Annotated in this window: 19 protein-coding genes; 14 read left to right on the top strand and 5 right to left on the bottom strand. The window is 49.5% G+C overall.

The window, feature by feature from the left end; all coding sequences use genetic code 11:
- Positions 1-8: 8 nt before the first annotated feature.
- Positions 9-2,951, bottom strand: coding sequence for a TonB-dependent receptor (locus tag AC4PME_RS08920; protein WP_491045919.1), 2,943 nt, complete (start codon positions 2,949-2,951; stop codon positions 9-11).
- Positions 2,952-3,014: 63 nt separating this feature from the next.
- Positions 3,015-5,681 (bottom strand): family 16 glycosylhydrolase, encoded by a 2,667-nt coding sequence (locus AC4PME_RS08925; RefSeq protein ID WP_491045918.1) that lies wholly within the window; start codon positions 5,679-5,681, stop codon positions 3,015-3,017.
- A 385-nt stretch (positions 5,682-6,066) separates the two neighbouring features.
- On the opposite strand from AC4PME_RS08925, the gene AC4PME_RS08930 reads away from it, so the two are divergent.
- From AC4PME_RS08930 to AC4PME_RS08950, 5 genes are all read left to right on the top strand, one after another.
- On the top strand, positions 6,067-7,659 hold the full coding sequence (locus AC4PME_RS08930; protein WP_491045917.1) for an ABC-F family ATPase: 1,593 nt from the start codon (positions 6,067-6,069) through the stop codon (positions 7,657-7,659).
- A gap of 101 nt (positions 7,660-7,760) precedes the next feature.
- Complete coding sequence (locus tag AC4PME_RS08935) at positions 7,761-8,618, top strand: patatin-like phospholipase family protein (protein ID WP_349584674.1); 858 nt, start codon at positions 7,761-7,763, stop codon at positions 8,616-8,618.
- Positions 8,619-8,791: 173 nt separating this feature from the next.
- Complete coding sequence (gene zntR, locus AC4PME_RS08940) at positions 8,792-9,217, top strand: Zn(2+)-responsive transcriptional regulator (RefSeq protein WP_202980706.1); 426 nt, start codon at positions 8,792-8,794, stop codon at positions 9,215-9,217.
- Complete coding sequence (locus AC4PME_RS08945) at positions 9,214-10,494, top strand: SO_0444 family Cu/Zn efflux transporter (RefSeq protein ID WP_491045916.1); 1,281 nt, start codon at positions 9,214-9,216, stop codon at positions 10,492-10,494. The genes zntR and AC4PME_RS08945 overlap by 4 nt, the downstream gene beginning before the upstream one ends.
- A gap of 23 nt (positions 10,495-10,517) precedes the next feature.
- A complete protein-coding gene (locus AC4PME_RS08950; protein ID WP_491045915.1) occupies positions 10,518-10,880 on the top strand; it encodes a DUF3703 domain-containing protein in 363 nt (120 codons plus the stop codon).
- Positions 10,881-11,010: 130 nt separating this feature from the next.
- On the opposite strand, the gene AC4PME_RS08955 is transcribed toward AC4PME_RS08950, so the two are convergent.
- Positions 11,011-11,382 carry a winged helix-turn-helix transcriptional regulator gene (locus AC4PME_RS08955; RefSeq protein ID WP_491045914.1) on the bottom strand — a complete coding sequence of 124 codons (372 nt, stop codon included), beginning with the start codon at positions 11,380-11,382 and terminating at the stop codon, positions 11,011-11,013.
- 147 nt (positions 11,383-11,529) lie between these two features.
- Here AC4PME_RS08955 and AC4PME_RS08960 point away from each other — a divergent pair, with 147 nt between their 5' ends.
- The 3 genes from AC4PME_RS08960 (at position 11,530) to AC4PME_RS08970 (ending at position 13,351) form a co-directional block, all read left to right on the top strand.
- Complete coding sequence (locus tag AC4PME_RS08960; RefSeq protein WP_491045913.1) at positions 11,530-12,126, top strand: NAD(P)H-dependent oxidoreductase; 597 nt, start codon at positions 11,530-11,532, stop codon at positions 12,124-12,126.
- Between the two features lie 43 nt (positions 12,127-12,169).
- Positions 12,170-12,544, top strand: coding sequence for a cupin domain-containing protein (locus AC4PME_RS08965; protein WP_491045912.1), 375 nt, complete (start codon positions 12,170-12,172; stop codon positions 12,542-12,544).
- Between the two features lie 87 nt (positions 12,545-12,631).
- The gene (locus AC4PME_RS08970) at positions 12,632-13,351 is read left to right on the top strand and encodes a glutathione S-transferase family protein (protein ID WP_491045911.1); all 720 of its coding nucleotides are present in this window, start codon (positions 12,632-12,634) and stop codon (positions 13,349-13,351) included.
- 298 nt (positions 13,352-13,649) lie between these two features.
- Here the strand turns inward: AC4PME_RS08970 and AC4PME_RS08975 are convergent, their stop codons facing one another.
- Positions 13,650-15,314, bottom strand: coding sequence for a purine-cytosine permease family protein (locus tag AC4PME_RS08975; RefSeq protein WP_491045910.1), 1,665 nt, complete (start codon positions 15,312-15,314; stop codon positions 13,650-13,652).
- Positions 15,315-15,474: 160 nt separating this feature from the next.
- Positions 15,475-18,852, bottom strand: coding sequence for an ATP-binding protein (locus AC4PME_RS08980; RefSeq protein ID WP_491045909.1), 3,378 nt, complete (start codon positions 18,850-18,852; stop codon positions 15,475-15,477).
- 359 nt (positions 18,853-19,211) lie between these two features.
- Between AC4PME_RS08980 and AC4PME_RS08985 the strand changes: the two genes are divergently transcribed.
- The 6 genes from AC4PME_RS08985 to AC4PME_RS09010 form a co-directional block, all read left to right on the top strand.
- The gene (locus AC4PME_RS08985; RefSeq protein WP_491045908.1) at positions 19,212-20,045 is read left to right on the top strand and encodes an urease accessory protein UreD; all 834 of its coding nucleotides are present in this window, start codon (positions 19,212-19,214) and stop codon (positions 20,043-20,045) included.
- Positions 20,046-20,069: 24 nt separating this feature from the next.
- Positions 20,070-20,372 carry an urease subunit gamma gene (ureA, locus tag AC4PME_RS08990; protein ID WP_491045907.1) on the top strand — a complete coding sequence of 101 codons (303 nt, stop codon included), beginning with the start codon at positions 20,070-20,072 and terminating at the stop codon, positions 20,370-20,372.
- A 12-nt stretch (positions 20,373-20,384) separates the two neighbouring features.
- A complete protein-coding gene (locus AC4PME_RS08995; RefSeq protein WP_491045906.1) occupies positions 20,385-20,711 on the top strand; it encodes an urease subunit beta in 327 nt (108 codons plus the stop codon).
- Positions 20,698-22,401, top strand: coding sequence for an urease subunit alpha (gene ureC / locus AC4PME_RS09000; RefSeq protein ID WP_491045905.1), 1,704 nt, complete (start codon positions 20,698-20,700; stop codon positions 22,399-22,401). The genes AC4PME_RS08995 and ureC overlap by 14 nt, the downstream gene beginning before the upstream one ends.
- Positions 22,402-22,410: 9 nt before the next feature.
- On the top strand, positions 22,411-22,860 hold the full coding sequence (ureE, locus tag AC4PME_RS09005; RefSeq protein ID WP_491045904.1) for an urease accessory protein UreE: 450 nt from the start codon (positions 22,411-22,413) through the stop codon (positions 22,858-22,860).
- A partial coding sequence (locus tag AC4PME_RS09010; RefSeq protein WP_491045903.1) for an urease accessory protein UreF occupies positions 22,853-23,538 on the top strand: 686 nt, incomplete at its 3' end. The genes ureE and AC4PME_RS09010, both read left to right, overlap by 8 nt.

A 23,538-nucleotide genomic window follows, 5' to 3' on the forward strand; every position in this document is an offset into this window, starting at 1 on the left:
TATTTTTATCAGAACGTATACCGGGCACCGAGGGTATAACGCGGACCATATTGACGGGCGTAAAGGAATTGTTCCTCAAAGCGGCCGTAGCCACGTTCAGTCTCGTTATTTACATTCACGCCTTCAACAAACACGGTGAAATGTTCGTTGAAATCGTAGTTGATACTGAAGTCCCACTGACCGAAAGAGTCTGCCTGTGTTGGCGGTACATCAGATGAACCCTGTGCCTGCCCCATGCCCTGCAGATAGCCTGCACGCCATGCATAAGTCACTTTTACCGACAACGCTTCTTTTTCATAGAACATCTGGAAGTTAGCAGAATCACCGATACCCACCAGCGGGTTCTGACCGCTTTCGAGAATATAGGGGTCATACTTCACATCACCGTCGACCAGCGTACCGTTCACGCCCACACCGAAACCGGTGTCACCGAAAGTATGCTGAACGGCCAGTTCAATACCATCCACTGTGCGGGAATCCGGCAAATTTCGCGGCTTGGTCACACGCCACGTGATGAGTGGATCATCAGCGTTTGGCTCAACAACACCTTCTGCGTTAGCGTAGCCGTTATCCTGGAAATACTGGAAGATGGCACTGTCTGTGGCCTGCACACCATCAGCTTCAAGAGCCGCAACGGCTTCGTTCCAGCGCGGTCCCTGGTAAATATCACGCAGCCCTTCGAAGGTCTGATCGCCCCCGGTGGTCTCAATATACTCACTCACCTTCTTGCGAAACAGGCCGACGGAGGCATAGCTGTCTTCGCTGTAATACCATTCCACTGACAAATCGAGGTTTTGCGACTCGTAAGGTTTCAGGCTGGTGTTACCTTCAGACGCGGTGCGGGCACCAATTTTGGGGCTGCCGCTAAATGCACGGCCACCTTGCAGCAAGCCAATAGGCGCACGGGTTATCGATTTACCCCAGGAGAAACGGGCTACCACGTCTTCTGTCACGTCCACTTTAATGTCGAACATGGGCAGCAGAATGTCATATTCACCGGTGAAATCCTGCAGGATAAGTTCCGACTGATATTCAGTGATCCACTCAGAGGGTGCGACCCAGTTTACCTGAGTGGGCACACGCACCTGCGCGGAACTGGGCACTTCAGTTTCTTCATAGCGCACACCGGCATTTACCTGCACATAGAAATCACCAATATCAAAATCCCACTCAGTTTGTACGTAAACAGAATCGGTGATCTCTTCAACAAAATTCACCGTTGGCGCATTAAAGAAAGGATCGATGGAGTAAACGTTGCTGTCACCGGTCACGTCTGCTGTAAGATAAGCCAGCTGACGGGTGATCGCTTCGTCAAAGCTGTAGGTGTAAAAGTAATTCGGATTCAGCGCATCACCGCCGCCACTGAATGCATCCAGGAAATCACCGGTATCATGGCGGGTAAACATGCTGTCCGGGAAAATTTCGGTATAGGACGGGCTGAAGCCGGGTCCGCCACGCAAACCACCCCAGGCGTCCGTTGCACCCAACGACTGTTCGGTTCGGGCATAACCAAAGTCGACTTTCACCAGCGGAATACTGTCGAAAACCGAGTTGTACCAGGTACTGTCGATTTGTAGCTGTTCAATATCCGAACGGCCCTGATTGCGGGTAAACTGACTGAAGTTAGAATCAATTTCACCGGGCATCAGCTCGTTGGTGCCGTTATTCCAATTGATGTAATAACCCGGAATATCACCTTCCCGGTAATCATACACTTTGGAGATCAGCTGATCGGAGCCAAGAATGACCTGGCCACTGCCGCCTAACCCTTTGTCCTTGCCGTTATCAATCTGATTGTAGGAGTCGTGATAATCCACTGACACTTCCCAGTCACCGGTGATTTGCCACTCCAGATTTACGCCCAGTGACCGGGCGTTCACTTCGGTGGTGTTACGGCTGGCTGTAGCAGAACCGTCGTCACCGGCAATATCGGCATACAATGCAGTGCCATTTTCGTCCAGTTCATAAGCATTAATATTCGGCCCGAAGTTATTCCAGATCCCCCAGCCAAAACTGTTAGTGCCGGTGACGGCGTCTGATGCGGTGTAATCCACGGTTGCGGTGAAATTATCGGTAGGACGAAACTGGAACGTGACCTGTGCATTGGTACGTTCACGCTGAACATCGGCAAAGCCAAAGTTCAGATCCTTAGGAAAGAATGCCGCATCGGTAATGACGGAACGGTTATCCACCACCATGGACGGGTCCAGTTCGGGTAAATCCTCGTCAGGCACAAGAACCCAACCCTGGATGCTGGCAGATTGCTGGCGGAAATCCCGTTCCTGGTGCGAAACCGAAATGCCAATACCGAACATATCGTCAGCAAAGGTGTTTGTAAACACGCCGGCCACTTCCGGCGTAATGTCGCTGCCTTCCTCATTAGAGGTATCCATGATGCCTTTAGCCGACACAGAGAACTGCTGACCGGGATTATCCATTGGGCGCATAGTCAGAATATTTACCGTTGCGCCAAGACCACCACTGGGGTTTTCCGCCCGTGCAGTTTTCTGCAGTTCCAGGGTTTTTACCCCTTCCGAAGACAGGTTCTGCAAATCATAAGAACGGGTAAAACCGGTGCCCGGCATCTGACGGCCGTTCAGGGTGATAAGGTTAAATTCAGGGCCAAAACCACGCACAGTGATCTGACTACCTTCACCGTTTGCCCGGCTGATAGTTACGCCGGTGATACGCTGTAACGCTTCCGCCAGGTTAGTATCCGGGAATTTACCCAGTTCTTCAGCAGAAATGGCATCTACGACACCGCTTGAATTGCGCTTCAGGTCCTGAGAGCGCATCAGTGAGCCGCGGATCCCCTTAACCTGAATGACTTCCATGCTTTCGTCAGCAGCGGCTTCAGCTTCCTGTGCCTGCGCGCTGAACATGCTTGTTGTACCCAGTAACAAAGCCATTGATGTGGCGACCCGGGTCTTTTTAAATGTATTGTTTTTCATAGTTGACCTACTCATCATAATCAATTGTTCCGGCGAGCCGGTATGGCTTCGCCGGAGGCTTTGTTATTGCGTTGCAATTTCTGCGTTATCGATGCGGTAAACCGCGCCGTCACCCTGTCCCCATGCCGGGAACACCATCACCACGTTGATGTCTGAAACATCCAGACCAAGATCAGACAGCGTTTGCAGCGGGAAGGTATAGGTTTGCCATTCGCCGGCTACCGGATCGACGCCTTCAAGGCTTTCCGACAGCGGCAACTCAACGGCAGTAGCAGCACCGGTAGATTCAATCTTAAACAGCCAGGGCGCTGTGCTGTCAGCAGGCATAGAAGTCACTTTCATTTCAAAGCGGACCGCGCCTGTGGAAAGAAGCGCTGAGGCATCGAAAGACACTTCCTCGTCTGCCAGGAAGCCCATTACCGTTGGGGTACCGCCGATACGGAACTCGGCGACGTCACCGTGGGCATCGTCATCGGCTTCGATTGACGGGGTAGAGCCACCACAGCAATCCCACACGCTCCACATGTCCGCTGCAGTATCAGCGAACAGGGTTAAACCAGCAGCCGCACCGGCATCCGGGTGATAGAGTTTCATGTTGTCGATACGATATGCCGCACCTTCACCGGCACCCCAGGCCGGGAACACCATGATCACGTCAATGGCGCTGATATCCAGGCCACCGGCCTGCAGGTCAGCTATGGGGAAGGTATAGGTTTGCCACTCGCCTTCAACCGGCGCTTCCCCTTCCACACTTTCTGTGATGGGTAATTCAATGGCCGTAGAAGCACCGTTAGATTCCACCTTAAATAACCAGGCTGCAGAGGCATCGTTTGGCAAGCTCACAACACGCATATCGAACTGAAGCAGGCCGCCGTCAGCCAGTGCTGTGGCGTCGAAGGGGGTGTCACCGCCACCGTCAGCAGGGCGGGTGATGAAGCCCATCACAGTGGGTTCGGCACCGATGCGGAATTCAGCGGTGAGGCCGTGGGCATCGTCATCCATTTCTTCTGTAGGGGTTGAGCCACCGCAGCAGTCCCACATAGGCCAGTTAGGGTTTGTAGCATCTTCAAAAATCACCAGTTCCGGGTAGCTGGATTCTGCTGAGATTTCCACGTTGGTCAGGCGGTAAGTTGCTCCGTCACCCGCCCCCCAGGCAGGGAACACCATAATGACGTCAATGGCGCTCACATCCAGGCCGGCTTCATCGAGCATAGAAAGCGGAAATTCATAAGTTTCCCACACGCCCTCTTCCGGCGTATCGCCGGCAGATTCATTCGGGCCCGTGTAGCCGGTTGCCAGTGGAAACTCTACAGCGGTTGATCCTTCTGAGCTTTCAATTTTGAACAACCAGGCAGCACTGGCATCAGAAGGCAGCGACGTGACTTTCAAATCAAACTTTACACTGCCGGTTTCCACCATAGGCGCACCGTCAAAAGGGGTTGCCTGCCCGTCCGGATCGGTAATGAAAGTACTGCGGCTGACGAACCCCATCACAGTAGGCGTTGCGCCAATAGAGAATTCGTAGACGTCACCTTTTTCGGCGTCATCGACAATAGCCGGCGTTGAGCCACCACAGCAGTCCCAGGCTGGCCAGTTCGGATTATCAGAACCATCAAAGATGGTCAGGTTCTGCGCTACGCCACTGGAAGGGGGTGAAGGAATGGGCGCTTCACCTTCTACCAGTGCATCATCCGTGGAGTCGTAGCCGGGGCGCACGGTTTCACAGCCTTTGCCGGTATCCGGATTGGCTGAACATTGATAAACATGCACGTAATCGATTTCGTAAGTTTGTCCTTCCGCGAAGGCTTCCGGGTCGATACCCAGTTCATTCACGTTAGATGGCCAGTCGCCGCCCACAGCCAGGTTCAGGATCATAAAGAACTCCTGATCGAAAGGGGCATTGGTGTAATAATTCTGCAGCTCACCGGTGGTTTGATCGAAATATTCTGTGTACCAGCCGCGATGCGCCAGGCCTGTTGCTTCGCCTTTGCTGTTATAACGCACCGTTGATTTTCGCTGTGTAGCGTAAAGGTAATCATCCATGTACCAGCGAATTTCTCCTTCCTGCCATTCCACTGCATAAGTGTGGAAATCGTCAGCCGGGTTGGAACCATCCGGCAATTTATAAGCCTTGCCACTGTACTTATTGTTCGGCCACTCGCTGCCGTAATGCAGGGTACCGTGGATATTAGCTTCCGGGTTGCCATCTTCGTCCATGGCTTTCAGGTTCACTGCTTCCATGATGTCGATTTCACCACTTCGCGGCCAGCCACCATAAACAGAATCGGTAGGCATCATCCAGAATGCCGGCCAGCTTCCCTGACCAGAAGGCAGTTTCGCGCGCATTTCAAAACGACCGTATTTAAAATCTGCTTTGTACTGAGTCACCAGGCGCGCTGATGTGTAAGGCTTCTCCGCCCCTTCTCCGGCGGGTAATGCGACAATTTTTAGTGTGCCGTCAGAGACAAATGCATTTTCAGGACTGTCGGTGTAGCACTGGGATTCGTTGTTGCCACCACCGGCGCAATTGACTTCATGAGTCCAGTTATTTCCGTCAATAGAAGACCCGTCAAAATCATCACTCCATACCAACTCCCAGTCTGTTACCGGTACCGTCGGCTCAACAATATTCACGTCCGTATTTGTGGTGGCGCCACCGCCACATCCCACAAGGGTTGTGACCGATATCGCGGCCGCCAGCCGCGACAATTGTAAAAATGTTTTAGTCATTGTGTTCAGCCCTGTTTTCAACTTCCGGCAAGCAGGCGTTGCCGGAAATTTGTTTTTAGTTTTCGTCCCGTCTGTGTGGTCGAATTAATTTTGTAAGCGCTTACAAATTTTCTCAAAAAGAAAGCACTGTTCAGTTGAGCGCGACTGAATTCCATTCCCGCCGATTATGAAAGCGCTTTCATTACATTACGACACGGTCAAATAAAGGTCAATGCCATTCTCATTTTTTTAACATTTCAGTCACCTTCATGACAGATTGACCCACCGGTGCGCTATTGCGCGACTTTTAGCCAGTTTAACCTCGACACGGCCGGCAGGATTCTTTATATTGCGCGGCCTTGAATGCACTCACGTGTACCTCTTTTTTGTTTTCCGGGAATTTGTTGTGATCACCACCGCCAATATCACCATGCAGTTTGGCTCTGCGCCTTTGTTCGAAAATATCTCCGCTAAGTTCGGTAACGGCAATCGCTACGGCCTGATTGGCGCGAATGGCTGTGGTAAGTCAACCTTCATGAAAATTTTAAGCGGCAAGCTCACCCCTTCCGCCGGGAACGTATCACTCTCCCCGGGCACCAAGCTTGGGATCCTGAATCAGGATCAATTCGCCTTCGAAGAAATGTCGGTGGTTGATGCTGTGATCATGGGCGACAACGAACTGTGGGAAGTGAAGAAGGAACGTGACGAGATTTACAGCAAAGCAGACATGAGTGAAGAAGACGGTATGCGTGTTGCCGATCTGGAAACCCGTTTTGCCGAAATGGATGGTTATACCGCCGAAGCCCGTGCTGGAGATATCTTAATTGCTGCCGGCATTGAGGAAGACTATCACTTTGGTCTGATGAAGGAAGTCGCGCCGGGTAAAAAAGTTCGTGTGTTACTGGCACAGGCGTTATTTGCCGATCCGGATATTCTGCTGCTGGACGAACCGACTAACAACCTGGATATCTACACCATCAACTGGCTGGCTGAAGAGCTCAACAAGCGTAAGTCTACGATGATCATTATTTCTCACGATCGTCACTTCTTAAATTCCGTCTGTACTCACATGGCCGATATTGATTACGGTGAATTACGTATTTATCCCGGTAACTATGACGATTTCTCAGAAGCCGCTGCCGCTGCGCTGGAACAGCTCCATCATGAAAATGATAAGAAAAAGGCAGAGATTGAAGAGCTGCAAAGTTTCGTAGCCCGCTTCTCAGCCAACGCCTCAAAAGCCAAGCAGGCAACTTCACGGGCAAAGCGTCTTGAGAAAATTGAGCTGAACGAGATTAAAGCGTCCAGCCGCCGTAAGCCATACATCATTTTTAAACAGCACAAGAAGCTGCACCGTCTGGCGATTACTCTTGAAGATCTGGGGCACGGCTTCCCTGAATTGCCACTTTTCAGTAACGGTAACTTGCTTTTAGAAGCGGGAGCCCGCCTGGCCATTATCGGTGAAAACGGTGCCGGCAAAACCACCCTGCTGAAATGTCTGATCAACGAACTGGACGCTAATGAGGGCGTGGTAAAGTGGGCTGAAAACGCTGAAGTAGGTTACGTTCCTCAGGACAGCAACCGTGACTTTGCCAACGATCTGACTTTATTTGAATGGATGAGCCAGTGGCGCGGACCAAAGCATGATGATCTGCAGGTTAAAGCCATGCTGGGTCGTTTGCTGTTCACATCCGATGATTTCAATAAGAAAGTGAATGTCTGCTCCGGTGGTGAGAAAAACCGTCTGTTGTTTGGCAAGTTAATGCTGCAGGACATCAATGTTCTGGTGATGGACGAACCTACGAACCACCTTGATATGGAATCTATTGAGGCACTGAACAATGCTCTGGCAAACTACGACGGCACTGTAATTTTTGTCAGCCACGATCGTGAATTTGTCTCTTCACTGGCCACCCAGGTTATCGAAATTAAAGATCAGAAAATCAATCATTTCGAAGGTACCTACGAAGAGTTCCTCGCTCACAGCGCTGCTGTTTAGTATTAAATTTAATAACTAAAAAGCGCTTATCACACGGCGGAAACTGTCGCCTTTTTCAACCTTGAACTATGCTTTGTATAAGGTGAAAAAGGTGATGGTGTATGTCTGTATCCAGAATATTCCCCAAGCAAATTGTTCCCATTTTATCCGGCGGCGGCACACGGCTGCCTGCTCACATAGGTATATTACAGGCACTCGACGACCTTAACGTTAAACACAATACTATTGTGGGCGTATCCGGTGGCTCTATCATTGCAGCAATGTACGCACGGGGCTTCACGGTGACCGAAATGAAGCATCTGGCACTGAATACTGACTTTCGTCAGTTTGCTGATTTTTCTTTGTGGCGACTGTTACGTGAAGGCGGTCTGGCATCGGGAGATATTTTCGAACAATGGCTGGATGAGCAGCTCGACGGCGTTACCTTTTCAACCATCAACTATCCTTTACATATTCTGGCCACCGATGTGAACGGCGGCGGTCCGGCGCTGTTTAATGCAACAGAAACGCCGGATGTTAAAGTCTCCGCTGCAGTACGGGCTTCCATGTCGATACCCCTCATTTTTGCCTTCAAACAATTCGAAGATAAATTACTGGTGGACGGCGCAGTGCTGTCTGAGGACGCACTGTTCCGTGACTGGCAGCAGGACGGAACCCCTTCGGTCTGCTTCCGCCTGCAAAGCCGTCAGAAAAAAGAGAATCTGGGCAAGAAGAAAGCCCGTTTCGCCCTGCCCACTTATGTCATGCTGTTAATCCGTACTTTTATGTCGGCACTGGCAAGGGAATACGTACACGCTGAATTCTGGCAGCGCACCATTTTGATTGATACCGGAGAGGTCTCTGCCGTGGACTTTGATGCCAACGGCGCTGACAAAGAAGCGCTATTCGAAACCGGCTACAACACGACAATGGCCTACCTGCCGGAAAAATTAAAGAAGCAATATTCCAGAATTAGCTGAGTTCCGGCTTGTTCAAATAAATCTAAGTTCATTCAGGGCGTTAAGGTGCAATACCCAGGCGCCCTTTATATCATCGCTGATATCTATAAATCCCCGTCCACGCTGATCCGGCTTCTATATTTTTTTAAAAACATTTGACTCTGGAGTTAACTCCAGGGTTTATAGTGAGCACTATGAAAAAATCAGACTTGCTGAAAATAGGCGAACTGGCCCGCCTGACTGACTTGAGTAACGACACCATTCGCTTTTATGAGAGTAAGGGTTTGCTTACGCCTTCCGAACGCTCTGATGCAGGTTATCGCCTGTATTCTGCAGATGACGTGGAAAAGCTCTTATTCATTCAACGCACTAAAACGGTGGGTTTCACGCTGAATGAAATCAGCGAACTCATGGAGCTGAAACTGCATCCTGATACCCACACGTGCGGTGAAGTGAAGAAAGTCACCGAACAAAAGCTGCAGCAAGTGACAGCTAAAATAAATGAACTGGAGCGAATCCGTCAGTCGCTGCTTCAAATGAATAATTTGTGCGATGGCGGCCCTGAAAGTGCTCAGCATTGCACGATTCTACAACTACTGGACTCAGAAAAACCGCTATGAACGATATCACGCTATTACTCACCAATTTCTTTGGTCTGTTTATGGAATCAGCGCCGTGGTTACTCATGGGCTTACTGGTTGCCGGTATTATGCACGAGCTCGTCCCTGTGAGCTTGTTGCAGAAACATATGGGTAAGAACAGTGTGGGGGCGGTGATAAAATCCGCCTTCATCGGTGCACCATTACCACTGTGCTCATGCGGAGTCATTCCCGCCGCACTGGGATTAAGAAGAAGCGGAGCTTCGAAGCCGGCCACCGCATCCTTTCTCGTTTCCACACCGGAAACAGGAGTAGATTCAATATCGGTTTCCTACGCCCTGCTCGGCCCCGTATTCGCTGTGGTTCGCCCTGTTGCTGCCATCTTCAGCGCCATTTATACCGGTTTAATGGTGAAGTGGTTTGTGAAAGACGAACAGGACATTTCTTCTTCATCTGCTGCCCCGAAAAAGGTTAAGCAGGACAGTTGCTGCAGCAGTAAAGCACCGGTGCAGGAACCGGTATCGTCTTGCTGTGCTGCAAAAGCAGAAGTGGTTGCGCCAGTTAAATCCTGTTGCAGCAGTGAAAAGCCTGCTGCGCTAAATACCGGAAAGCCTGCAGCGCAAAGTAGTTGCTGCGACACGAAAGTCACTACACCGGCACCTGCAGAAACGTCTTCCTGTTGCAGTTCAACTCAGGCCGAATCAGAGAAAGAGAATAAAGTCTTTCAAATCTGGCAGTTCGCTACAGGTAAACTACTGGAAGATATAACCATGTGGTTACTCATTGGCCTTACGCTGGCTGCAGCCATTCAGACCTGGGTACCGGTATCTTTTCTGACCCAATGGGGCGATGGTTTTCTGGCTATGCTGGTCATGGCGCTGATTGGGATCCCTATGTATATCTGTGCAACGGCATCAACACCTCTTGCCGTTGGCTTCCTGTCTGCAGGCCTGTCACCCGGTGCAATCCTGGTGTTTCTGCTTGCAGGTCCGGCAACCAATATTTCTACCATGGGCATGATTGGCCGCGAACTCGGCCGCCGCTCTCTTATCATCTATTTGTTCTGCATTCTCACAGCCAGCATCGGTTTGGGTTACCTGCTGAATGCGGCGGTGGAGGCATTTAACTGGCAATCTTTTATCCCCACCGGTGAGGGAGCCCACCATCACGGCGAAACAGTAAATGCCTTTTACGCATTGTGTGCGGTAGTGCTCGGCTCACTGATGGTACGTAACAGCTGGCAGGCAGCGAAGGATAAGTGGTTTTCCGGCAATAATATGCAAAGCAGCTGTCATTAAGAAACTGAACAGGAAGCCATCACATGGGAAATTTTACAAAAAACATCGCCATGTCTGTTCGCCGCGAACTGGTCATGGCCCGGTCTTTACAAATTAACGGGCAGTGGCAAAGTGCATTTAAGCATCTGGAATATGCACATGTGCTGGGGCAGCTTTCAACGTACTGGCATACCCGTGTTCATATTCTGATGTTGCTGTGGGCCTGGCAGCGAACCGACATCCGCGAAGTGATTGCTCAGATCATTCGAATCACCGGCGCCGCCACCAAGACTTTTGCCGGTCTGGTCCCGACTGGAAACACCGGCGGTGGAAACGTTAGTGCGTTTAAACCTATGCCTGTTTCTGAGGCTCACAGACAGGCCATTATATCTGCCCGTTTAAAATAGAAGGTTGTGACAGTTCGAGTCCGCCCACTGGTACCATTTTCTCCCTTTACGGGAGAGGAAATAAACCGACGTTAAGTCGGTTTATTTGTGCCTTGATTTCAGGCTCTGCACCTAAAAAATAATACGAAAACTATTTAGTGTTTAACTGCACATCATGGGTCTCAGACCACACTCTGAGTTCATCCAGAATGTGCAAAGCTGTTCGCCCAAACCCGGTCAACTCATAAGTAACGGCAACAGGCCTGTCGCTTATCACCTTCCGTAACACCATGCCTTCGTCTTCGAGCTCTTTGAGGCGCTGATCAACCATCTTTTTACTTGCGCCACCGAGCATACGTGCAAGGTCGTTAAATCTGACAGGCTCATCTTTCAGGTGGTAAATAATCGACCCCTTCCATTTTCCGCCTATTAATCGCATTCCCTTTTCAATAGCACAGGGTTCCATACAAGCGTTATAAACTTTTTTTCGCCCTTTAATGTCTGTTTTTATTGAGCTTTCCACGATCTCCGCCCCCATTTAAACAAGGTTACTAAAAGTATACTAATTGATTACGGTTCAAAGGTTACTAAAATATACCACATGTCGTTAAGCGAGAAAACGCGCTTACTTTCTTTAACTTGTATATCAGCAATCTCAGGAGTTTTTACAATGAGCACCACAAGTTCAGGCAATGTTCTAATCATTAATGCACACCAGTATTACCCATTCTCAGAAGGAAAGCTGAATGCCACCTTTGTCGATAAAGCTATCTCCCTGCTTGAAGACAAGGGCTATCAAACACGCGTAGTGACGATGGCAGAAGAATACGATGTGGATGAGCAGCTAGCACATCATCAGTGGGCTGATTATATCATTCTTCAATCGCCTGTTAACTGGATGGGTGTGCCATGGTCATTTAAAAAATACATGGATGAAGTTTATACCGCAGGTATGGGCGGTGCTATGTGTGCAGGCGACGGACGAGTAGCAGAAGCACCTAAGAAAAACTACGGTACTGGCGGCACGCTTTCTGAAGTGAAGTACATGATGTCTTTGACCCTGAACGCACCAGAAGAGTCATTCAATGATAATGAAGAGTTTTTCGACGGCAAGTCTGTTGACGATTTAATGTTCCCGATGCATATGAACTTCAAGTTTTTTGGCATGACACCAATGGAAACCTTTGCCAGCTTCGACGTGATGAAAAACGCAGACGTCGAAAACGACTTTAAACGCTTCGAAGCCCACATCAATAAACACTTTTAACAGTTTTAAAACGGCGTCTTTGAAAAGCGCCTGAGGATTTTTTATGTCTTTTTTACGTCCCGTGTGGAAGACCGGACTTTGCTTATTATTGGCAGCGTCTGCCAACGCTTATGCTCACGAGCAGCATGAACCAGGGCATATTGCTTCACCGGAAATGTATGAAGTGTTGCTGGAAAACGACCGTGCTCTGGTTTTGAAAATGGTGTTAAAGCCTGGCGAGAGTGATGCGTTTCATCGTCACAACAACGAAACGGTTTATTTCGAACAAGGCAGTAAGCTAAAAATTGAAACGCCCGGCGGCGAGTCGGTTGTTGCTGACGTTCCCGATGGCCATGTTATGTGGCATGAGGCCTGGACCCACAGAGTGACAAACGTCGGTGAGCAGACGGCTATAGCGATTATCGTAGAAGAAAAATAAGAGAGGTTTGCAATGCTATTTACAGATCGTCCAGAAACTATGCTTTGGCACATGATTACTCACTGAGACGTGAAGGAGAATAAGACGATGAGTTCACAAAAAGAAATACACCTATACACAGCCTCTACCATGAATGGCTGGAAACCAGTTGTTTTTCTTGAAGAAGCGGGTGTTGAATACGATTTAACACATATCGATTTTTCAAAGAACGAGCAAAAAGCGCCGGACTACCTGAAGCTCAATCCAAATGGCCGCATCCCTACCATCGTAGATCGCTCCAACAACGACTTTGTTGTTTTCGAATCAGGGGCCATTCTCTGGTACCTGGCAGAAAAGTACGGGAAATTTCTTCCATCCGATCCGAATGAGAAATCAAGAACACTACAGTGGCTGATGTTCCAAATGGGTGGTGTTGGACCCATGATGGGCCAGGCTATGTATTTCCAACGTATTGCGGCTAAAAACGGCAATGAAGATCCATTCGCTATTAAACGTTACGTTGACGAAAGCCGCCGGCTGTTGGAGGTCTTAAATACACATCTGAAAGAGAAAGACTACCTCGTAAACAACGAGTACACCATCGCCGATATGGCTACCTACACGTGGGCACGTGCCTATTATTGGGCGAATGTCAGCGTTGACGGCCTGCCTCACTTACAAGCATGGTTCGATAGGATTGACGAAAGGCCCGCTACACAACGTGCGCTTGAAATTCCAAAACCATTTTGGGCTTTTTTTGGTAAAGGCGACGTTGAAGCTCAGGAACGTGAAAACGCTGAACGCTTCAAGAATGATGTAAGGAAGTAGGGGGAAATCACTACTGCATACAAAGAATTTGCAAAGTCACTTCTGGCAGATTAAATCAGTGATTTAAAGTTATTATTCTAAAAACTAACTTTTCAAAATCCGCCGGTAGCAAGCAATACTATGCCGTCCGAGTATCGGTTCAATCAAGCCCGGGCCTCTGGTAACACTTTTAGAAGTGAACACAAACCGACGAAAGTCGGTTTGTGTCTGATTACTGCGGCGTGTGTTACCATTACCCCAGGTACTACACCTCGCTCATTAGTTACATGCTGAATGGAGCGAGTTTTAGTTCATCCCCCTATTTAAATGCGGGCAGTATATGTTTGCCGCTGGAATCAGTACTTGCACAAAGTGAACAAATACTGGCCTTTGGCGCTGCCGCAGTTGCCAGCATATCCGGGCGTTCGTAGTCTGTTTCACACTCTACACACGTCATCATTACGCCACTTGGATTACCAAACTCATCAAACATAGGAATGTCGATGCCATCGTGAGCGCGGCGTTGATAGAACTTGCCCTGCGTTACTATGGCCATCACTGGTGTCATTACAAATGCCACTACCAGCGCAACCAACGGTGAATACGGCTGTAACCATGAACCCAGCAAACCAAAAAATGTGGCAATCGACAAACCCGCTGACAAGGTTAAAGACACGAAACCAACCGGATTAAACGCATAGATCATTCCTCGGCGAAATTCCGGCACCTTAGGAGAGAGCTTGAGTACATATTTATTGATCGCAATATCGGTCGCTACGGTCACAATCCAGGCGATCCCGCAGTTAGCGTAAAAACCAAGAATATTATTGAGGAAATCAAACATATTCATTTCCATCAGGAGTAACGCTATTGCCAGATTGAATATTACGAACACCATCCGGCCAGGGTAATGTTTAGTTACCCGGGTAAAAGAGTTTGTCCAGGCCAGCGATCCGCTGTAGGCATTAGTGACGTTAATTTTAATTTGTGAAATCACCACCAGAATGACTGCAAGTGTCATCGCCAACCAGCCTGGCATCATTTGTTCGTATACCCCTAAAAACTGGTGAACCGGTTCACTTGCTAGCTTAATTTCTTGTGGTAACAACGTCGCAATAAGATACACCGCAATAAATAAACCGGTAATTTGCTTTAACGCGCCAAGTACAACCCAGCCCGGGCCGGCACAGATTACCGATGCCCACCAGGCCTTCTTATTTGCCGCAGTCCGTGGCGGCATAAACCGTAAGTAATCAATCTGCTCGGCAATCTGTACTATCAGCGATAGGCACACGCCCGCCGCCAGCATGACACTACTCAATGCCACCCCTTCGGCACCGCTCTCACCGGCATAAGTGACAAATGCATCAATACTTTCTGGTTGGGTAGCAACCAGATAAATCATGGGCAGTACCATTAATATTAACCACAGTGGTGTTGTCCACACCTGTAATGTTGCCAGCGCTTTCATACCATAAATAACCAGCGGTATTACCATCAGGGTAGAAATTGCATAACCAAGCCAGAGCGGTACGCCGAGTCCAATCTCAAGCCCTTGGGCCATAATCGAACCTTCCAAAGCAAAAAAGATAAACGTGAAACTCGCAAAAATGATATTGGTAATAACCGAACCGTAGTAACCAAAACCACTACCACGGGTAACTAAATCTAAATCCAGGTTATATCGCGCCGCATAATAGGCTAGCGGAAAGCCGGTGCAGAATATAATCAGGGCAGCAAACAAAATGCCTAACACGGCATTACTGGTGCCATAGGCGATACCAATATTAGCACCAATAGCAAAATCAGCTAAATAGGCAATGCCACCCAGGGCAGACGTCGCGACGACCGTGGGCGTCCAGCGCCGATAGTGTCGCGGCGCGAAGCGCAGGGTATAATCTTCAAGGGTTTCAGAGGCTGCTGCACTCTGCGAATGTAATTCAGCCGAGTCTGGTTCACCCGGATGGGTTTTAATACTTTCCATTATGTCGATCTCCGGTATGGTTCAACTTTTTTTAAGCAGCACAATCCCCGCTACTTAAAATTAACGTTTAATCAGTGAGTAAATAGAATGGTTGGAACTGCGTGCGCCGCTAGCAAAAACGCGATCAATGGCGCTTGCTAATTACAGGCGCTAAAGCCATTCAGGGAGGGTGTCCATTGGCAATCAATACATCAATTTTTTCTATTGCTTTTTGAAACTGACATTGTGCAGCCAGTTGTTTCAGCTCGGAACTGACATCGGCGCTGAGCTGATAATTGTCGTTAATATCATTTAACTTATTTACGAATCCCGACAAATAGCCAATTTCAGCGAGCGATTTGAGCGCTTTAAACTGCAATGGGCCGGCATCCGGTTTATGCTGATTACTGACATTGGCCGCCGTTACTTCAGCCACCTGGTATTCCCAGCGCAAGCTCAGCCACTGACCGACTTTGCTCAGTAACTGATTGATCACGAAAGGTTTAACCAGGTAATCGTTGTGATTGCGCCGCGCACTGGCAACCGTATCGAGGTCTCGCACATTTGCTGAAACAATAATTATTGGCAGTAAATATCCGGCATCCCGTATGTCTCTCGCCGCCTGCCAGCCATCTACCGAGGTCATATTCAGATCCAGTAAAATTAAATCCACGTTATGCGCGGTCAGGCTTTGCATACCGTCCCCGGCAGAATCGGCCGTAATAACGTTAAAGCCAATGGGTGACAAAATGTCGTTGAGCAGTTGGCGTTGTCCTAGATCATCGTCGATAACCAGCACGGTTTTACGATTCCCCTCATAACCGACTATCTGTTTATGCTCGAGGCTAATCTCGCTGTCTTTTTCGCTCAGGCGAGGCAGCAGTAACTTCAAATGAAACTGGCTGCCCTGGCCGGGCTTACTGTACAAGGCAATATCACCGCCCATGAGTTCAGCCAGCGCTCTTGATATGGTCAGACCTAACCCTGTGCCACTAATAGAAGACTGGCTGGGTGATACCCGCTCAAAGGGCTGGAACACTTTCTCCTGATCGGCCTTACTAATACCAGGACCGGTATCCTCAATGGTAAAGTGAGCCACTTCATTACGATAACTAACACGTAAGGACACACTGCCTTTCTCGGTAAATTTGATGGCATTGGAAATCAGATTAATCAGGATCTGGCGCAGCCGCTGTTTATCGCCGGAAACCCGGCGTGGCAGAAACTTAGGCACCTCGTAATTAAAGGTCAGGCCCTTACCAGAAGCCTGTTGGTCGAACATATGCAACAGTTGCTCAAGTAACTCATGCAGTTCGATTTCATCGCGATTAACCGAGAGTCTGCCCGCCTCAATTTTAGAGACTTCCAACACACCTTCGATGAGATCATTGAGATGCTCACCATTGCGTTTCATGGTGAGCACTGGTCCTTTCACGTGGGTAGGTAACTGACCATCATTAGCCAGCAGCTGTGCGTAACCAAGCAGCACATTTAATGGCGTTCTGAGCTCATGACTGAGGCCGGCCAGGTAACGACTTTTAGCGTTATTAGCCGATTCTGCTTCATCTTTTGCCTGCTGATAAGCCAGGCTGGTTTTTTCATGGGCAGACACCTCTTCCGCCAACGCATCCGTTTGAAGGCGCAACTCCCCCAACGCCAGGCGGTTGCCCTGTTTGGCAAGTGTCAGCAGCCAACTGACCACGCCAATAATGATCAACAAAAAGAAAAACACCTTAACTAACGCACTGGCAACAATAGCCTGAAGTTCAGGAGAACCCGCGGCGATCTGCCAATACACAAGGCTCAGCAACACGGCTGAAATACCGCTTAACAGCAGGGTTAACAGAATACTCTGGGCTAATGGCCGACCTAGCCATTTCGATACACCGGGCGTGGCGAAGCGGTCAATAAAATAAGTCAGTTGGGCAGCGAGCGTAGCCCCTTCGCGACATTTATCACCACAATGCACATCAAGGCTGCAGCACAATGAGCAAATTGGATTGTTATACACCGGGCAAAACGTCATATCCTCGTAGTCAAAGGTATTTTCGCAAATGCAGCAGCTATGACTTTGCCGACTCAGTGGGTGTTCATGTTGACTGCGAACAAGGTAATAGCGCCCGCCGGTTGCCAGACCAATCAATGGCACACTGACAAAGGGCAGAGCAAACGCCAGATATGATGCCATGGCCTCGGCAATATTGCCCAATACTCCCGTGCAAGCAATAAAGCCGGCAGCCGAAGCTATACTCATCGACAACACGCCAACCGGGTTTACATCGAATAATTTCGCCCGCTTAAATTCGATCATCGGGGGGCTGATTCCCAGCGGCTTATTAATTAATAAATCAGCACTCACTGCGCCCAGCCAGGACAACACAACAACCGAATACACCGATAAAATGCTTTCGATAGTCTGATAAATACCCAGTTCCATCAGCAATAGCGCAATCAGTACATTAAATACCATCCAGATCACACGGCCCGGATGATTATGGGTAATCCGGCAAAAAAAGTTAGACCACGCCAGTGAACCGGCATAAGCGTTCGCCACATTAATTTTAAGCTGCGAGACCACGACGAATAAAGTGGCGACCAGGATGCTGACCGTAGTGTTGTTAAATACGTAACCGAATGCTAACTCATACATATGTGCAGGGTCGCTGGCCAATTCACTGGTAAACCCCTGTTTTATAGCAAGAAAGGCTAGGATCGAGCCCAAAAATAGTTTGCCGGCGCCAAAGACAATCCAGCCAGGACCAGCCATTAGTACTGCGGCCCACCATTTAAATGAGCTGTCTTGCTGCCCTTTAGGCGGTAAAAAGCGCAGGAAGTCGGCTTGTTCACCAATCTGTGCCACCAACGACATCAGGACTGCTGAGGCCGCACCAAACAAAAAAATATTAAAACTCGCTGCTTCGCTGCCGGCCTCCCCTTCATAAGCAAACCATCCCTGCACGCTCGATTCCGGATGATGAAAGACGTAAAAAAGAGGGATCAGTTGCAGGACAATCCAAACTGGCTGGCTCCAGGCCTGGAAGCGGCTGATGTAGGCAATTCCATGACTCACCAGCGGCAACACAATCAATGCACTGATGGCATAACCAATATACAGGGGAATACCGAGCAATAGCTCCAGCGCCATGCTCATAATAGCGGCTTCGAGCGCAAAAAAGATAAACGTAAACGAGGCGTACACCAGTGAGGCAATAGTTGATCCCGCATAGCCAAATCCTGCGCCACGACTAAGCAAATCTATGTCTACGCCATAACGCGCGGCGTAGTAGCTGATGGGTGTACCGCTGATAAAAATCACTGCGATGAGCGCAACGATAGCCCAGGCGGCATTGACAAAGCCATAACTCAATGTAATCGCGCCGCCAATGGCTTCCAGTACCATAAACGAAACAATACCCAGTGCAGTATTCGCGATGCGGCTATATGGCCATTTACGCGCCCGCCGGGATGTAAAGCGCAGGGCAAAATCTTCCATCATCTCATTCGCGACAAGCTTATTGTACGTGCGACGATTTGACGAAATATTATGCGATGCAGGCATAGTGTTTAACGTTCCTGTTGAGATAGACCCGAAGACATTTCTTATATTGGGTAAAGCTGTTTACCACAATAGCGATGTTACCGCTAAACAGCCATGGGCATTGTACGATCTTTATCTACGTAATTTACCCCATGTTTTTCTTCAGCCCCTGCCAATACTATAACGCAGAGCACATTAGCCGCTGTTCTTGTTGATGTAAGCGTTGCCTATCCATCAGCTGTGACACAGCCACAACCAACAGGATGTTACCATGGCAAATCTACCCGGCTCTGTTCTGTCTGCAGGCAAATTCGATGGCGTTGTGTGAGCCACATATCACAACACCGTCCAGCCATTCACAATGGTTGGCGAGGCTGCATATGCAATTTACCGCGCGACAGGGCCGAACACAGTTGCAACGCACCGAGCGGGAAGGGCCATTATCAGTTCAGCGGGCGTTTTACCCGGAAGCCAATGGCACAGCCCACCTCTATTTGCTGCATCCGCCCGCCGGCATTGTCTCCGGTGACGAGTTACACATTAGCGCAACACTGGACGACAACAGTCAGGCACTGCTAACCACGCCGGGAGCTAACCGTTTTTATCGTGCCCGGCATGCACAAGGTCACGCCGCCCGCCAGTATCAGTACACCCGTTTAACGGCGAGTCAGAATGCATCATTGGAATACCTTCCTCATGAAACACTGGTGTATGCGAATGCAAATGCCATCAGCCATACCGAAATTCACTTAGCAGATAATGCTAAGTACATTGGCTGGGAAATCGCTTGTCTGGGGCTTCCGCACATTAAACAGCCCTTTAACGGCGGGCAGTTTCAGCAAGTTCTCAGTATTTATTTTAATCAGCGAATTCGCTTTCACGATCGGCTGTCCCTCACTGCCGGTGAGCCTGTCACCACATCGCGTATTGGTCTGGCGGGCCATCATGTTAGCGGCACGATGATTGTATTTAACGGTAAGTTTGCCAATGAAAGCAGTTACGTACAGCATCTCTGCCAGATTATTCGCGAAGCCACCAGCAGCGAACAACACAGCGGTACCCTGGCAGTCACTGCCTTACAGGGGGTAGTGGTAGTGCGTTATCTGGGCGACAACAGCGAGCAGTGCCGTACATGTTTCGCACACATCTGGTCAGCAGTGCGTCCCAAGGTATCTCAGCGCACCGCGGTACCACCGCGGATTTGGTTTACTTAATTCAATATTGCAGGCACAACGTTCATGGAATTACTCCCAAGAGAAAAAGACAAGTTATTACTGTTTACCGCCGGTCTGCTCGCCGAGCGTCGGTTACAGCGGGGTCTTAAATTAAATTACCCGGAGGCCGTAGCGTTTATTTCGCTGGCAATTCTGGAAGGTGCAAGAGACGGTAAAACCGTTGCCGAACTCATGGATTTTGGCCGCACGGTATTAACCAACGACCAGGTTATGGAAGGTGTGCCATCTATGATCCACGACGTGCAAGTAGAAGCCACATTTCCGGATGGCACCAAACTTGTCACCGTTCATGATCCCATCGTTTAACAGGAGCGCCTTATGATCCCTGGTGAAATAATTACGGACCCCGGTGATATCGAACTGAATGCCGGGCTGCCGGTCACTCAAATCACTGTGTTAAACAGTGGCGACCGCCCCATACAGGTTGGCTCGCACTATCACTTTTACGAAGTTAACCCTGCACTGCAGTTTGACCGCGAGTTAACCAAAGGATTGCGTCTGGATATTACCGCTGGCACCGCCGTGCGTTTTGAACCGGGTCAGCAACGAACCGTAGCGCTGGTACCTTATGGCGGCAGTAAAACAATCTACGGTTTTCGTGCAGAAATTATGGGCACACTGGAGGTAACCGATGGCCAGGATTGATCGACACGCTTATGCGCATATGTTTGGCCCAACGACCGGCGACCGGGTCCGTTTAGCGGATACCGAGTTATTTATAGAAGTCGAGAAAGACTATACCCGCTATGGTGACGAGGTTAAGTTTGGTGGTGGTAAAGTCATTCGGGATGGAATGGGGCAAGGTCAGTTCAGTTGTGCCGATACACCTGATCTGGTGATTACTAACACACTGATTCTGGACCACTGGGGCATTGTCAAAGCAGATGTTGCCATCAAAGAAGGCCGGATTCAGGCCATCGGCAAAGCAGGCAATCCCGATATTCAGGATGGTGTTACCATCCTTATTGGTCCGGGAACCGAGGTGATTGCAGGCGAAGGACAAATTCTAACCGCCGGTGGCATCGATGCACACATCCATTTCATTTGCCCGCAACAGATAGATGAAGCCCTGATGTCCGGCGTTACAACAATGATTGGTGGCGGTACCGGCCCGGCCACAGGCACCAATGCAACGACCTGCACACCCGGACCGTGGAATATCGAGAAAATGCTCCAGGCAACTCAGGATATGCCCATGAATTTTGGCTTTCTGGGTAAAGGTAATGCCAGCTTGCCCAAAGCCATCGAAGAACAAATTGAAGCGGGTGTATGCGGATTAAAACTGCATGAAGACTGGGGCACGACACCTGCATCCATTGATAACTGCCTGAGTGTAGCAGAGCGCTATGATGTGCAAATCGCTATCCATACCGACACCCTCAATGAAGCGGGCTTTCTGGAAGATACATTAGGCGCCTTTAAAGGCCGCACTATCCATACCTACCACACAGAAGGTGCCGGTGGTGGGCACTCGCCGGATATTATTCGTGCCTGCGGTGAGTCCAATGTACTGCCATCATCAACTAACCCTACCCGGCCCTACACGGTAAATACCATTGACGAGCATCTGGACATGCTGATGGTTTGTCACCATCTGGATCCGGCTATTCCCGAAGACGTCGCATTTGCCGACTCGCGAATACGCAAAGAAAGTATTGCTGCAGAAGACATCCTGCAGGATCTCGGAGCCATCAGTATGATTGCTTCCGATAGCCAGGCTATGGGCCGGGTGGGCGAAATGATTTGCCGCACCTGGCAGACAGCGCACAAAATGAAAGTGCAACGAGGGCCTTTACCTGAAGACAGGTCACGCAATGATAACTTCCGCGCACGTCGTTATGTTGCCAAGTACACCATTAACCCGGCAATAAGCCATGGTATTGCCGATGAAGTCGGCTCCATCGAAATAGGTAAAATGGCCGATCTAGTATTATGGAAACCGGCATTTTTTGGCATTAAACCCAGCCTCATCCTTAAATCAGGTTTTATTGCTGCCGCCCCGATGGGGGATGTCAACGGCTCGATACCAACGCCACAGCCAGTGCATTATCGCAATATGTTTGGTAGTTTCGGCGCTGTCACTGCCCAGCTTTGCACCACGTTTGTGTCTCAGGCCAGTATCGACCAGGGTATAGCCGCTAAATATGGCATTCGCCGCCGTCTGTCCCCATGCAAAAACACCCGGTCAATTACCAAACAGGACATGATTCTGAATAATTGGCAACCCCATATTGAAGTGGATGCGCAAACTTACGAAGTAAAAGCCAACGGGGAACTGCTGACTTGCGAGCCCATGCAAGTCCTGCCACTGGCACAACGTTACTGTTTATTTTAAGAGATGAATATGCTCAACATCACTCAACGCCTTTCGCACTTTCATGGCATAGCAGATGACTCTGTGACCCTGGATTTTGATACCCGGCAAAAGGCGCGGATTAAAATCACTACCGACAAGGGTAATCCGGCCGGTATTTTTGTTGAACGCGGAAAACCGCTATTAGTCGGCGAGTGGCTGCAAAGTGACTGTGGTCAGGTGATTGAAATTAAAGGCGCTTTAGAACAGGTGATCACTGCGTCAACCAGTGACTGGCATACCTTTGCGAAAGTCTGTTATCACCTTGGTAACCGCCACACCCGGCTACAGGTCGGCGAACGCTGGCTACGCTTTAAACCTGATCATGTTCTTGCCGAAATGGTTAAAATGTATCATCTGACTACCGACGAAACTCCAGCCGTGTTTGAACCGGAGCGCGGCGCTTACCTGCACGGTAGTCACGGCCATCATCATGACTGATAAAGCAACATTGCAGAGTGCAAGATTATTGCAGCTGTGCAGTGCTAACCTCCCCGTTGGCGGATTTTCTTTTTCTCAGGGTCTCGAGCAGGCGGTTGAGCGCGGCTGGATCACCTCTGCATCAGCCCTGCATGAATGGCTCTGTGTATTTTTGCAAAGCAGCATCAGTCACACTGACCTCCCCCTGCTCTCTGCGCAATATAAAGCCATTCAGTCGGGGCAGCCCGAGATTTTCGAACAACAGGATGACTGGGTCGCCGCAACCCGCGAAAGTGCCGAGATCCTGCTGGCTGAACAAGCCATGGGGAAAGCTTTGAAACGGCTGTTGGTCAACCTGTCAAATAAGCCTGAGATTTCAGCAGTCAAGTGGTTAGCACAGACTAACGCAAACTGTTTTATCAGCCAATTTGCCCTTGCCGCACATATTTTTGCGTTAACCTTGCCAGCCGCATTGAGCGGCTATGTATGGACCATACTGGATGCGCAGGTAGCTGCCGGGACTAAACTTATCCCTCTGGGTCAGACCGATGGCCAGAACCTGCTGTTCTCGTTGGCTGAACATATTGAGCAATGTATTAGCAGCAGTGAAAAAGTAGCGCTGTCAGACATGGGCCAGTCGCTGCCATCACTGGCGATGGCAAGCGCCTGGCATGAACAACAATATTCACGACTTTTCCG

Source organism: Alteromonas sp., assembly GCF_984505615.1.